The following is a 14,863-nucleotide window of genomic DNA, read 5'->3' on the forward strand; positions in this document are numbered from 1 at the left end:
AAGCAGGGTACGGTGCTGTTGAAGGTTTAGGTTTTTGGTTCTTCTTTAGAGTCAGAGTGAGTGGTACTCACTCTTATTACTAAAACCATAACTTGCTTTTATCCGAAAACAATTTGACTAAAGCAGAAGTAAACTATTTATCAGCCTTACTTTGTCTAACTTACATAGAAACGCTACTCAGCTACGCCAATAAAATCTTTCAGTATAGGTCCTAACTCTTCATCTTCAATAATGCACCAACTTATAAATGAACTATATGGAGACGACGGTTTGAGAAGTAGTTTGATTCTCTCAACAGCAATTGTCTTTTCTTCTGGTAAAGCCATTGGGTCATAGTATCTGTTTAACTGCTCTAAAAGCAGATTGTATTGATCAAATACTTTCTTCCTTAAAAATGCAGATGTAATCGCTTTGTTCGGTGTGTGTTTACTGTTAAATACTTTATCTAACAATTCAGCTGTTAGCTTAGTTTTATCGTCATCGAGTTGAGCTTCAATTTGAAGTTTTTTTGCATATGGAGTTGATGGAGGTAAACGTTTAATAGCTCTAATCACATCTGTATTAGGATCACAGCAGTCTAGAAGATCATTGTACTTAACAAGCTTTATATTATTGCAGCGTGAACAGGAGAGGTTCAAATTGCTCCAATCAAATTTTAAATCTTCATTTCCTTCATGTGGTACGAAGTGTTCAACATTAATGTCATGAGGCTCCCTAGTTTCGCAAATATAGCACTTCTTGTGGAATACTTTGTTTAAAGCTTCCCATACATCTTCAGAATCATACTTTCGTCTACTGGCTAGTGAGACAGGGGTCGTTCCATTCCTTACCACATTAAACATACTACTACCCCTTTGCTTTGTTTATTACTAATTTTGCCGAATTAACAAAGTAGAGCGATTCAGAATCTAAAGAATCTTCATCTTGGGGTAACTTATCTAAAAGTGCTTGGACTTCCTGAATATCAATCGGATGCCTTTCCAAAAGTTTAGCGAGTGCTTCGATATTTTGTTGAAGCAAGTTAGAAATTGGAAGTACCCCAAACAAGCCTTCAAGTACAGCTTCGTACGAGTACATAGATAGATCTTCAACTTGCTCTAGCTTTGATAAATCATAAATAACGGCGTCTTTAACAGATGAAACAACAAATGGTGAATGAGTAGTAACAATAAACTGAACTTTAGGGAATGCCCCTGTTAAAAACGATAATATCTTCTTTTGTAGCGATACATGAAGGTGGGCGTCTATCTCATCAATCATAACGATACCAGTTAATTCTTCTGGATCAATAGCACGTAATGACACCTTAGTAATCAAGTCAGCATAGACTGCCATAATGGACGAAAAGCCAGATGACAATGTTTGGAATGTATAAGGTTCTTTGTTTGGCTGATGTAGCTCAAAAGAGAATGAATCAGACTTAAAAATTAGTTGAAGTTTATCGTCTTCAAAAAGATTCTGTAAGTCAACCTCTAACTTATTGAACCATTTATCAATTCGAGAAGCTTCTTGAGGGTTATTGTTGATTTTTTCCGATTCGGAAAATGCTTGATTAGCTTTACTTGTTACTAGAAACTCTTCAAAAACTGAAGAAGTAGTAGTTTTTTTATGTCGATTAGAGACTGTTTCTCGGTCTTTATCCTTTAAACTATTGATTGAGACGACAGAAGATGGTTTTAGAATATCTGACTTCCTTCCTGCCTCAAATTGGAGAAGAACGGCCTGAAAACCTTTATACTTTAGAATAAAATTTTCAAGGTCAGATATCTCGATTAAAGAGTTCTCTAATTCTACTATTTGTCTTTTCGCGTCTTCTATTTGATTCGCATAATACTCATAATTTCTACCTATCGAACCCTCAGGCAATATAGCTTGCTCAAAGGCCTTAATTTGTTGCTTAAGTTTTTGAATAGTAGAATTTTTTCTATCAACTATTCGATCCGCTAATTTGCTGTAAATAAAGTTCAGTAACTGAGTTTTACCACATCCATTTCCGCCAGTTAAGATTAATGTCTTACCATTGATATCGATATCCACTTCTTTATTAGAGTAAGGAATCTTTGTTTTAATTTTAGTTAGATAGCCTGACATAATGTTACCTCAATTGATATTAGCTAATATTGTATATCATGTGATTTACAGTAATGCATTTGAATTAACGAAAAATTGATAGAAAATAAATGACGGCTTTGTATCTACTTACTGAGTTTTTCTATACCTCATATAATCCTATCTCCACCAAACTAGATAAGTTGTCAACACACTTTTTTCTAGACCTAAGTTCTGTCGGATATGGAATATTATCATGTGTAATTATTTAACACATAGTGATAAACAAACGTGTTAGTGAATCACTTGAGACTTCCCGAAAAAGAGCACAAAAAAGCCTACGCTATTGTAGGCTTTTTCGATTATCGGCAACACTTAAAGAAAGATTATTCCCACTCAATAGTCGCAGGTGGCTTGCTCGAGACATCATAAGTCACGCGAGATACATCGGCAATCTCATTCATGATACGATTGCTCACCGTTTCAATCAGCTCATACGGCAGATGGGCAAAGCGCGCGGTCATAAAGTCCACAGTTTCAACCGCACGAAGCGCGATAACCCAAGCATAACGACGGCCATCACCGACCACGCCGACCGATTTGATCGGCTGGAAAACGGCAAAGGCTTGTGCGGTCTTCTCATACCAGCCCGACTTCTCTAGCTCCTGCATAAAGATAGCATCGGCTTGACGCAAGATATCCGCGTATTCTTTTTTCACTTCGCCCAAGATACGCACACCAAGGCCTGGTCCTGGGAACGGATGACGGTTGATCATTTTTGACGGTAAGCCAAGGGTAATGCCCAATTTGCGAACTTCATCTTTAAATAAGTCACGCAGCGGCTCGACTAAGTCAAAGGCCAAATCATCGGGCAGACCGCCCACATTGTGGTGGCTCTTAATCACATGCGCCTTACCTTGGTGCGACTTGGCCGACTCGATGACGTCAGGGTAAATAGTCCCTTGCGCTAAGAACTCCACTGGCTTGCCATCACTGTTCGCACTCACATCACGAGCGGCATCAGCGAAGACATCGATAAAGGTCTTACCGATGATTTTACGTTTCTTCTCTGGATCAGTCTCGCCCGCTAGCGCTTCTAAAAAGCGATCTTCAGCATCGACTCGCACGACTTTGACGCCCATGTTTTCTGCGAATACTTGCATCACCTGATCGCCTTCGTGCAAGCGCAGCAAGCCATTATCGACGAACACGCAAGTGAGCTGATCGCCAATCGCTTTATGTAGCAGCGCCGCTACCACTGAGCTATCTACACCGCCAGAGAGTCCAAGCAATACCTGCTTATCACCGATTTGCTCTTTGAGCTGGGCGACACGCATATCAATGATGTTATCCGGTGTCCAGTCGCCCGCGCAGCCGCAAACGTGATGTACAAAGCGCGATAGCAATACTTGACCTTGTAGGGTATGGGTCACTTCTGGGTGAAACTGCAAGCCGTAGTATTTTTTATCTTCATTGGCCATCACAGCGATAGGGCAGCTTGGCGTACTGGCGACGATATCGAAGCCGTCAGGCGCTTCAATGACTTTATCACCATGACTCATCCACACATGCAGTTTGCTTGGCTCGTCTTCGATATGCTCGAGCAGCTTACAGTCACCCGTCACCTCGATGGTCGCCGCGCCGAACTCATGCACGTCACTGGCGTGAACCTTACCGCCAAAGTGATCCGCCATCGCTTGCATGCCGTAGCAAATGCCTAAGATTGGCACGTCTAAATCAAAGATTGCCTGATTGATCTTTGGCCCGTTTTCATCATGCACGCTCTCTGGACCACCCGATAGGATCACACCCTTCGCACCGAAGTCCTGAATACGCGCGGTGTCGATATCGTAAGGGTACATCTCACAGAACACACCCGCCTCACGCACACGGCGCGCGATCAGCTGGCTATACTGCGAGCCAAAGTCGATAATAAGGATGCGGTCTTGCTTGATTGCGGGGGTGGCTTTTGAGGTGTCTTGGGTAGCAGGCGTTGCTGTCGTCATAAGGCAGTGTCCATCAATGAGGAAAATATTAAAGAATCCGTCGATGCCAAGTCATGATCAAGACATCGTAATAAGTCGTGGAATTGATTGGGGCTTATTTTAACAAGATTCTGCGCTATGATGGTGATTGGATGATGCAGATTGTGTCACAAGAGCGCTAAAAGTTCGACTAAACCGCGCCGCCTTTGTAATGTTGCTCATCTTGCTTCACTTTTTATAGCTTGCTCAACAGGAAGACCGCTCAATGAAATATACCAAAACCTTATCTACTACCCTTTTTGCCACTTTGTTGATACTGAGTGGTTGTCAGACAGCGCCGACAGATACAGCAACGACAGCTATAGCGCTTAAAAAGACAGCCTCCTTAACCGCTGCCGACTCTCAATTAACAAAGGGCCTGATGCATATTGATGACAACCATGCCGTCTTAACTGTCGCTCCTGATACCTATCTTCTCGACAGCTTCGTGATTCCCTTCGCGCAGCCTTACTATATTTTAGTGCGTAAGCAAGACGGCAAGCCCTTTATCAAGCATGCCGCCGAAGTCGTCGCCATTGACTATATTAAACCTCGCGGCTGTACCGAACCTCTAGTACGCCGACCAGACCTCGACAAGCAAAGTGCGGATGCTAGCCACTATCTTATCGGTGTGGCCTGTTAGCATTGGCCTCCAAACAAACTAATTAGGTTTAGTAATAATCATAAAGGACCGCAGCATAATTAGTATCAAGTCACTTTTGATATTCTTTATCATCGTATTTTTAATCTCGTTTTTGCGGCAGCAAGATTTGATAAAGGTGCTAATGGCAAGTGTCATCACGACGATTCTTTGCTATTATCCTAGATAAATCATTAACTTATGTTTATGAGAATCGCTATAATAATTAAAAATTACCAATCTCAACTTTGGATAACGGTAGCAGACTATGGAAAGCAAACGAACCTCCCTAATCAATGATGACTTCAGAAACAAGGCTTTCATGCTCAAAGCCCTAACAAACCAGAGCTTAGCCAAAGCTGCCTCACTGCCGCTACTTTTGGGCCTGTTATTACCAACGGCTTTACTCACCACCAGCGCTCACGGCGCGCTCAGTAATGCCAACGATGACTTCGCAGATGTGAGAGACGCGGCCAGACATAACTTTGCCAAAACTAAAGACGGCTGTTATCTCTACAAGCCCTTGTTAAGTTTCGGCCATATTGTCGAGTGGGACGGCGCTTGTCCCAACGGTTATGCAGACGGTCAAGGCACCGCGAAATGGTACAACAAAGACGGCCTTGCCAGCACTTATACCGGTACTTACACCCGAGGCAAGCTCCAAGGCAAAGGCCGCATTGATTGGCACATCGAAGTCGGCTGCGAGTATGACTATTACGAGGGCGAGCTTAAAGACAGCCAACCTTTCGGCCAAGGAACTATGCGCTTTACCGATGGCAATCAGTATGAAGGCGGGTTTGCCCCCCGAGGTGAGACCACCACCGGCATCTTTACTTGGGGACCCGGCAGTGACTATTACAGCGACCGCTATGAAGGCGAATTTTTAAATGGCAATTTTCACGGCCACGGTGTCTACACTTGGGGCGAGCACAGCTATTGGGCAGGTGACCGCTATGAAGGCGAATATCGAAAAGGCCGACATCATGGCTATGGCACCTATACCTCAAGCGACGGCACCAGCTACGAAGGCAATTGGGAAAATCATGTTAAGTCCGGCTATGGGAAAGTGAGCTTTACCGATGGCAGCGTCTATAAAGGTATATGGAACAACGACTTCAGCCCCAATTATGGCATTCGCACTTGGCCCAATGGCGCACGTTACGAGGGCGAAACTATGGACGGTACGCCACATGGTCGTGGCAAGATGACTTACCCAAACGGCATTACTTATGAGGGCGACTTTGAATATAGTCAACGTGAGGGCCACGGCACATTGACGTACACTGATGGCGCTTGGCTTGAAGCAGAATTTAAAGATGACGAGCCCAATGGCCAAGGTATCAACGTTCGGGCTAACGGTATCCGCTATGAAGGGCAATTTCGCGGCTACGACGCTTGGGGCTTTGGTCATCTTACCGTGCCAAAAGCGGCCTTTGATGATGACAAACGCGCCAAAAATGGTGTCTGGCAAGGCGATATCTTTGTAGAAAAAGGCTGGTTCTACGACAATAAGTTCAAGTTCCCCTGTGATAGCTATGAGCACTGCCTTGAGGTCGCAGAGGGCAATCCTGACTATCAGCAGTATATGGATTAAACAAGATCGCCCACATTCCCTATTTTATCTCTGGAGCTAATCCTGCCCACCGCTATTATCTTGCACCCCCCGTGGGCTGCTTCCTACAGGCTGGCAGTGTTCCTGTTGCCTCGAGACCCCTGCCAGCCTAAGTCAGCATGCCCACGATTGATACAAGGATAGCCGCTACAGTCAGGGCTAAAAAGCCTAGTTAAGGCGTGGCTTATCCTGCTGCATAAAGCCGCAAAGAAGACAGCCTTTAAGGACGCCCTCTCAAGGCTATTTTTTATAGCCATCAAGCTTACAGCCATACCGACTCACCTCCCCTTGACGGCTTTCCTGCTCAGTAGTACCAACGTCGGTAAAAAATACCAAAAACACTGATGCAACCAAGCTAGCAACGCCCAAAGACACCACTATCTCCATAATACTGTCGATAGATTTTCTGATATTCAAAAACAGTAACGAGACTACCTTTACCGAGTTATCGACAGTCAAGAGTCAATGAGGTGTTATAATGCCACGGTTTTACTGCCATTGGTTGGGCTTATGCCCAAGACCGGTAGTAAGCTTAAGCGCAAAGGTGACGTAATTATTCCTAACGAGAGTCGGCTTAAAGCAGGATTTAAAGTCGATTGAGCCAGATAATAGCTGCCAATAGTAGCAGCGAGAGACTATTTTGTGATCTCGCTTTGCTATTTATGGGGTGAGTGGGTCAGCCACATCAATATTTACTAATGAGACTGACCATCCCCCTATCAGGCACGCCTTTTGGCAAGGCGTTACCTTTGTGAAGGAGCACTGATGTTGTGACGCGACGTTTAAGCTTGTCTATGACCGCTCTGAGTACAGCGCTCCAAGTCTCTCAGACACCTCAATAACAAGAATAATATCAAAGCGGACGGACTGGCGGCTTAAGCAGTAAGCTCGACGACTGGCATCAGTATTTTTACTATGATGATGTATTTATATCTTTAATACAGGAGAAGCACATGGCTGACTCTGGTAAGCAGCAAGACCACCGAAAGTCTAATCTAGGCGCTAAGATATTCTCTGAAAAGACCCATTCAGACTTTACCCAATCCCAGTCTACCCACCACCGCCCCCCACATTTGGGGACGTTTAATGCAGATATGCAGATACCGCAGCGCAAGCCTGATCACGAGCCTGATACTAGGATTGATAAATTCACCTTTGGCATGGTATTGGCGATATTGCTGGCTATCTGTCTGCCTTTGATTCTCTTTCCTGAACAGGGCAAAGCTTGGGTAGAGCTCGCTAGGGCCTTTGTCACGGACAACTTTGGCTTTGCCTACTTAGCCTTTGGTGTCGTCGCCATCTTATTTGTCACTTATATCGTCTTCTCTGACATTGGCAAAATCAAGCTGGGACGACCTGAAGAGACTCCTGAATTTGGCGACTCCTCTTGGGCAGCCATGTTATTTTGTGGCGGTATTGGCGCCAGTATTCTTTACTGGGGCCTTATTGAGTGGGCGTATTATTACCAAGGTCCTCCGTTCAATATCGCCGCTGAATCGCCAGACGCTATTCGCTGGGCGACCACCTACGGTATATTCCATTGGGGACCGGTGGCTTGGGCCATCTATTTAGTTCCTGCTATTGCTATCGCTTATTTTTATTATGTGCGCCAGACTCCGGTACTCAAGGTCAGCCAGACCCTGATGCCATTATTGGGCGAGAAACTGGCCAAAAGCAGATGGGCTAAGATGCTCGATGTGTTGTTTGTCTTCGGTATGGTCGGTGGCGGTGCTACCACGCTAGGTCTGGCCTCGCCGCTGATTAATGAGGGCTTATACAACCTCTTTGGCCTACCCCGTACCGCCATCATGCAGATTGTGGTACTACTGGTCACCACGGCTATCTTCGCCTACAGTGCCTACCAAGGTCTCAAAGGCGGCATCCAAAAGCTGTCAAACATTAACTTTTACTTGGCGATGCTGCTGCTACTGTTCATCTTGGTCGTCGGTCCGACCGTGTTTATTTTGAATACTGGACTGGAGGCTTTAGGTCGCTCCATTACTGAAATGCCACGGATGATGACCTACATTGAGCCGTTCAAAGACTTTAGCAATTTTGGCTTTGAGCACACCACCTTCCCCCAAGACTGGACAGTCTTCTATTGGGCTTGGTGGCTGGTATTTGCACCGACTATTGGCTTGTTTATTGCCAAGATATCTAGAGGTCGTACGATCCGTAATATGGTCATTGGCTCTATGTTCTACGGCTCCCTCGGCTGTGCTATGTTTATGATTATCTTAGGTAACTATGGCTTGTATTTACAGTTGACCGGTGCGGTCGATGTGGTCAATATCCTAAATAACGAGTCTGCCACCGCCGCTATCTTTGCTATCTTAAATAACCTACCCATGTCCTATGCAGTCGTGGCGGTATTTACTTTCTTAGCCACTATCTTTACCGCAACGACCTTTGACTCGATCTCTTACATCTTGGCCTCGGTGGTTCAGATCGAAGTCGATGATGAGCCGCACCGCTGGAATCGCCTATTTTGGGCTTTCACCCTCTGTCTGTTGCCCGCTATTTTGATGTTCTTAGGCGACCTTCAGACCTTGCAGACTGCCTCGATTATTGCCGGTGCACCACTCATTATTATTCTATCGATGATGATGATGTCCGTGGTCAAAGCCGCGCGCTATGACTTATTCTATCAGCCAGATTACAACCTCAAAACCATCCATATTGAGGAGCTGCCTGATACGTCTCCTTGGGAGCAGGGGCAGACTTCAGAAGCACCTGAAGGCTCTGTGTTGCAGCAGCATGAGGAGTGGGAACAAATGCGCGAAGAAACGGAGCAAGTTAACTCTGAAGAGAAGTGATATGAGACTATGCGTCATTAACAGTCTCTCTTAACACAATGAGCTGGGTAGCATGAGCTAACCCAGCTTTTTTTGTCAATTATTTGTAGGAGCTAAGCTTAACCATCAAAGGCTAGAATTAATATATTGCTAACACGGTCAGTAGCTAAGAGATGCAGTGTTCAGGAGGTTCAATAGCTAGCAGATAATGTGGCTAGGAGACAATGTATCAAGGCTGAGCATTGGCATTGACACACCTAGGCACTCCGCCAGCCACACCAGTAGCCTTAACTATCAGAACATAAAGCCCTTAAGCTGGCTAAATGTAAAAGATCAAGCTTGCAACATTAACCTTGCAAAGCCTTAGACATACGATTTAACCCTTCAATAAGCACTGCTTTAGGACAGGCCACGTTCAAGCGCATTTTAAGGTGTCCCTCCTCGCCGTATTGACTACCGGCACTCAGCTCAACTTTCGCAGCGCGAAGCTTATCATAAAGCGCTTGATCATCCTCGGCATACGCTGAGCAATCGAGCCATATTAGATATGAGGCCTCTGGGCGCATGATCTTAATGTCGGGCAGGTGCTGCTCTAAAAAGTCACAGGCCATGTCGATATTGGCTTCAATATAAGTTAACGCCTGCGCCAGCCACTCCTCGCCTTGCTCATAAGCGCTACGTATCACCTCATAAGCAAATAAATTGAGATCATGCTCATCACTTAAGCGCTGCTGCTGGCTAATTTGCTCAATCAGCGTCTTGTCTTTAGCGAAGATCATCGAGCCTTTAACGCCCGCCACATTGAAGGTTTTGGTCATTGAGGTGAGGCTCGCCACCTTGTGCTCATAGCCTTTTGCTAGGCGCAAAAAGGGTGTGAACTCGTGACCACTCAAGGTCAAATCTTGATGAATCTCATCGCTGACTATCGCCACATCATACTTTTTGCATATTTCAAGCAACGCCTCAAGCTCAGCCACTGTCCACACACGTCCACCTGGATTGTGCGGATTACACAGCAAAAACAGCTTCACCTCATGCGCGGCTATCTTGGCTTCGATATCGGCCAGATCTAGCTGATAGCGCCCTTCAGCTTCTCTTAAAGGCGAGAGGATAAGCTGCCGACCATTATCCCGAACCTTGCTCATAAAAGGCGCATAGATAGGGTCATTGACCAATACGGCGTCTCCTACCTTAGTAAAGACTCTCAGCATCAGTGCTAAGCTTGGTACTACGCCATGAGAAAACAGGATATTCGCTTTATCCAATGCCAGACCATATCGACTGCCATGCCAATTTATAATGGCTTGATACAGAGCCGTAGTGGGCTTGGTATAGCCCAGTACGCCGTGTTGGAGCACTCGCTCAATGGTATTGACGATGGGCTGCGCTGCTCTAAAGTCCATGTCCGCCACCCAAAGCGCAATGGTGTCATCGGTGTAGTGCCACTTCAGCGATCCGGTATGGCGTCGGTCGATTGTCTCATCAAAGTTGTACAGCATAGGCATTCTCTTAGTGGGTCCTTTTAGCTTATTATCAACGGGGGTTTAAGAGAGCCTGACAGGGGATACCCATCAAGCAAAATACTGGCTTAGAATATAGGAGGATTGCGCCGGTTTCCAGTGGGGTTGTTGCGGTTGTTTGGAGGTTTTGGCGTGTGCTGGGCGGACTGGTAGGGTGGCGTTAGTTTTTCAGGCGCTCGTGAAGAGTGCAGGTAAAACGTAACCCACCGTTGTCAGTGAACCTAGTTATAAATATCAGGTGGATTGTGCTGTCGATAGCCTGTCTTACATATTTGCCAGTCCTTTCTATATTTGCCTAAAGTTTTCTTTGAGTTTTAATAAGACAAAATAGGACAAGTGGGTATTTAGGCTCATTTCTATCAGTAAATCCACGTCACTATCTTCATCAAAATCATCACGCAACGCTACCCTAAATACATACGGTACTTCCACTAGATAACCAGAAGTCGCTATACGGATTTTTTGTATGGTTGACTCGAATTGATCATCTAGGAGTGTTTAGTTGGTCAAATTCATGACAGCGTACCGAATAAGTAATTGGATTAAGCTATCATGCTAGCAAAATTATGTTGAGAATGGGGATGGCTGGTATCTGACTCTAAATACCCAGTAAAATATACTTTTACTAACCTACTACGACTACTAAAAACTCACCTTTCCTTCGTGATAATATTAATCATAAGAATTAGAATTTGAAAAATATTCTTAGAGTTAATATATATGGATAGCTATGACTTTTGATTTTTACAACCTATTAACACCGACTGAATTCGAGAATTTATGTCGAGATGTATTAGAAATTAGAGAAAACCCTTTAACCTTTCGCACTTTTAATGAGGGACGCGACGGTGGCATTGATATTAAATGTACTAATTCTTCACATTTAATCATTGGGCAATGTAAACATTATGATCCTAGTAATTTTAATAGCTTATTTAGCAGTCTTAAAACTGAATTAGAAAACTGCGTAAGATTAAAACCTGATAGATACATTATTTGTGTTAGCAAAAAACTGAATGTAGCGCAGGTAGACAAGGTTCGTTCTTTATTTAAGGCTTATATACACAGTGATGAAGACATCATTGATGGGGTAAAACTTAATCAATACCTTTCTAGTCTAAAGTATAAAGATATTCTTAAAACCTATTCCAAGCTTCTTGCGCCAAATCAATTAATTCATGACCAACTACTTGAAAAAATAATTAATAAAAAGTACCACCGTCAAACAAAATCATCCTTAAATAAAATTAAAAAAAAGCAGTTATTATTTCATCAAACCAAACACATAAAGCCTTGTATTGATCTAGTCGAAAAAAACAGAGTATTAATAATCACGGGCAATCCAGGTGTAGGAAAAACAACGGTGTCACAGATTATTAGTCACTATCTGATTCATTGCCATAATATTAAAAGCTTTTATTTTCTATCCGATAAATCAATGGATGAAGTAGAGTCATTACTAGATGATGATATAAAGCAGTTAATAGTCATAGATGATTTCTGGGGGCAAAACTTTAGCCCCTTATATAAAAAAAACACACTATTAAATAACTTTGTTCGTATTATCGAAGACGTTAAAAATAGTCCAAATATTTTTTTAATATTAACGTCTAGACAGTATATTATTCAAGATATCATTAATTCTGCTGATGAGCAGATTAAATGGGTGCTAAATAATGAATTGTTTACTATCAGTATTGATGACTATAGCCCTGAGGATAAGGCTAGGATATTTTTAAACCATTTAAGGTTTTATGATTATAATAAAATTTATTTCCAGATGCTTTCTTGGAAGTCCAGTAAACTTGAATCAATTGTCCATAATCGGAACTACTCACCCCGACATATAGAGTTTTTTCTTAAGCAACATACTAATAAGTACTCATTTCACCCAATAGATTTCTTTGATGATTTTTTAGACTATCTACGCAAACCCACTACCTTCTGGAATAAAAATTTTCATGACCTAAATGATACCGCTCAAATAATATTGATTACTTTACTAACCTGTGATGACCCCATAGAAATTCAAGATTTAGAGAAGGCTTTTAGAGAAATTGCTTTAGATGCTAATGTTCAAGAAGAATATGAAGCAAAACCCCGTTATTTTTTCGATGAGCTTAAATTATTAGAAGATTTCTATATCATTACTGAAAAGGAACCATATAGCCCTTACACCTTAGTCTACTTTCAAAGTCCGGGCATTAAAGATTATTTACTTGAATATCTAAGAGGGGAAGGTAATTTTTGGGTTAAATATATTATCAAAAACGCTATATTTTTTAATCAATTAATCTTAATTTTTGATACTAAAGAGGAATATTATAGCTCTGATAGCAATGAAAAATCTGCCACCTATGGTAAGAAAATTGTTCTTACATCTAGCCAAACGTTATTATCAAAAGAAAAGATACTTAATGAATTTAATGATTTAGGGTTCAGTAATGACACTGAAAGTGCAGCATGGCAGTCATTTAGTAAAAACCTTACTTCAGAAGATGAAAAGTACTGGAAGCTAACTATTATTCATCGACTATTCAATGATGAAATAAATAAAGACAAAGAGATCACAGCTTTTATACTAACCGAGATCTCTAAAGATATAGATAAATTTAGGAACAAAGAAACCAACAGTGTAGTTCCTGTACCTTCAATGCACCAATTCCCTTATCTAATAGAAGTTTATAGAAAAAAATTAGATATAAAACCTATAGAGCTTATTGATTATTACCACCAGAGTATTACCTTTTCAGATTTCTATAATAGCTTCTATAAATTTAACGATATATTCCCCTTAGAATTTCAGAAGTACTTGAGAAATAATATAAAAAAAATTAGAAAAAATATAAGATATTTAGTTGTTGATGATCTTGAATGCTATGATTATGGCGATGACTGGGAAATTGGTTTGATGGTAGAAGGTGGTGTACAGGAGTTATTTCATAAATATGGGATGCGGTTAACTAAGAAATTTGTAGAAGATGTCTATGAAACCACAGGGCATTTAATCCATGGTTTTCCAGAATTAAAACATACGCCACTTGCATCAGTTAATCCTAATGCCGTAAGCGAGACTAAGGTTATTGAACCTGACTATCAAGTGCTTATTGATGAGTTTTTACCAGACGATGAAGTAGAACCATTTGATGCTGGAATTTACTTAGATGATAACTTAAAAGATCACCCAAGCTATGGAACTATAAAGGCTCAGTTAAATAGCGCATCGGCTATAGTTCATTCCTATGCTACTAATAAAGATTTATTTTTACTTTATATTGATTATATGTCAAGTACCCAATCGAATGACTCTAACAGTGACTATACTTTTTTCTATGAATTCTTAGATTATTTATGTGTTCTTCAAACCTTAGATTATGATACCACCCATGAGATATTGATAGAACTGGCACTTCTAGGCGATTCAAACGATGGATTCACCCGAACGCAAATAAACGACCTTATAACCAAGTTAAATGTTCAAATCGATTTATCTAAATATCTGGAGAAGTTAGAACCACTTATAGTTAATGAGAAGCATTGGTATCGGTTTAGTTGTCCTAATATTCAAACTGTACTCAAAGTAAATAAATTTTTAAAACTGAACAATGAAGATTACATTAAAGCCATTGAAAAGCAAGAAAATTATGACAATATCTTCGATATTCTTTTTCAAGCTGATGCTAACAAACTAGTAAATTTAGTTTTTATGCCTAATCTTAAAGGATTAATTGACAGCCTTGATCATAGCGATCTTAAAAGCTTAGCTCTTTCCTTTATTAAGCTTATAGAATTTGAGATAGAGCTAGAGTGGGAAGAACAAAATGCATTGATTCATTACGGTAGTACAATGTCAGAAAAATGTGTTTTTACTATCTTAGGTTATTTATTTTATGGTAATAGTTGGGAGCCAGACTTTACTCCATTTTTAGAAATATATACTTCTGATGATGATTATATTAATGATGACTCTCATAGTGAAATATATAATTATATTGTAGCTAATTGCGAGTCTCATACTTACACTAAAGGTAATGAGAATAAAGAAGTTATTTGTTTCAAGGTTAAGTTATTTGATTGTGCTAGTAATAATGACGAGTTCTATCGATCACTTGAAAAAGTTGGTTTAATTAAATATATCTTAGATGTGGTACAAAAGACTCAAAACTATATTGAAGATAATACTATTAAAAGTCCTAGCTTATCTCAATATAGTTAATGTCATT

General features: G+C 41.5%; 9 protein-coding genes. 4 read left to right on the forward strand and 5 right to left on the reverse strand.

Annotated elements, in window-relative coordinates:
- Nucleotides 1-173: 173 nt before the first annotated feature.
- The 3 genes from EGV92_RS07965 to guaA all read right to left on the reverse strand — a co-directional run bounded on the left by EGV92_RS07965 (nucleotide 174) and on the right by guaA (nucleotide 4,055).
- Nucleotides 174-842, reverse strand: a complete 669-nt coding sequence (locus tag EGV92_RS07965; RefSeq protein WP_131668669.1) for an HNH endonuclease — start codon at nucleotides 840-842, stop codon at nucleotides 174-176.
- A gap of 4 nt (nucleotides 843-846) precedes the next feature.
- On the reverse strand, nucleotides 847-2,091 hold the full coding sequence (locus EGV92_RS07970; RefSeq protein WP_131668670.1) for an AAA family ATPase: 1,245 nt from the start codon (nucleotides 2,089-2,091) through the stop codon (nucleotides 847-849).
- Between the two features lie 344 nt (nucleotides 2,092-2,435).
- On the reverse strand, nucleotides 2,436-4,055 hold the full coding sequence (guaA, locus tag EGV92_RS07975; RefSeq protein WP_131668671.1) for a glutamine-hydrolyzing GMP synthase: 1,620 nt from the start codon (nucleotides 4,053-4,055) through the stop codon (nucleotides 2,436-2,438).
- Between the two features lie 244 nt (nucleotides 4,056-4,299).
- On the opposite strand from guaA, the gene EGV92_RS07980 reads away from it, so the two are divergent.
- Both EGV92_RS07980 and EGV92_RS07985 read left to right on the forward strand, forming a co-directional pair.
- Entirely contained in the window at nucleotides 4,300-4,716 is a 417-nt protein-coding gene (locus EGV92_RS07980; protein ID WP_131668672.1) for a hypothetical protein, read from the forward strand.
- Nucleotides 4,717-4,981: 265 nt separating this feature from the next.
- Nucleotides 4,982-6,307: an MORN repeat-containing protein gene (locus EGV92_RS07985; protein WP_131668673.1), complete on the forward strand. Its 1,326-nt coding sequence runs from the start codon at nucleotides 4,982-4,984 to the stop codon at nucleotides 6,305-6,307.
- 258 nt (nucleotides 6,308-6,565) lie between these two features.
- Here EGV92_RS07985 and EGV92_RS13910 read toward each other — a convergent pair whose 3' ends face one another.
- Entirely contained in the window at nucleotides 6,566-6,784 is a 219-nt protein-coding gene (locus EGV92_RS13910; protein WP_165525583.1) for a hypothetical protein, read from the reverse strand.
- A gap of 494 nt (nucleotides 6,785-7,278) precedes the next feature.
- On the opposite strand from EGV92_RS13910, the gene EGV92_RS07990 reads away from it, so the two are divergent.
- Nucleotides 7,279-9,141, forward strand: coding sequence for a BCCT family transporter (locus EGV92_RS07990; protein ID WP_131668674.1), 1,863 nt, complete (start codon nucleotides 7,279-7,281; stop codon nucleotides 9,139-9,141).
- 326 nt (nucleotides 9,142-9,467) lie between these two features.
- Here the strand turns inward: EGV92_RS07990 and EGV92_RS07995 are convergent, their stop codons facing one another.
- Nucleotides 9,468-10,625 carry a MalY/PatB family protein gene (locus EGV92_RS07995; protein ID WP_131668675.1) on the reverse strand — a complete coding sequence of 386 codons (1,158 nt, stop codon included), beginning with the start codon at nucleotides 10,623-10,625 and terminating at the stop codon, nucleotides 9,468-9,470.
- 745 nt (nucleotides 10,626-11,370) lie between these two features.
- Between EGV92_RS07995 and EGV92_RS08000 the strand changes: the two genes are divergently transcribed.
- Entirely contained in the window at nucleotides 11,371-14,856 is a 3,486-nt protein-coding gene (locus EGV92_RS08000; RefSeq protein ID WP_131668676.1) for an nSTAND3 domain-containing NTPase, read from the forward strand.
- The last annotated feature ends 7 nt before the right edge of the window (nucleotides 14,857-14,863 follow it).

The sequence above is a fragment of the Psychrobacter pygoscelis genome (genome assembly GCF_004335015.1).
In the GTDB taxonomy this organism is placed as follows: Bacteria; Pseudomonadota; Gammaproteobacteria; order Pseudomonadales; family Moraxellaceae; genus Psychrobacter; species Psychrobacter pygoscelis.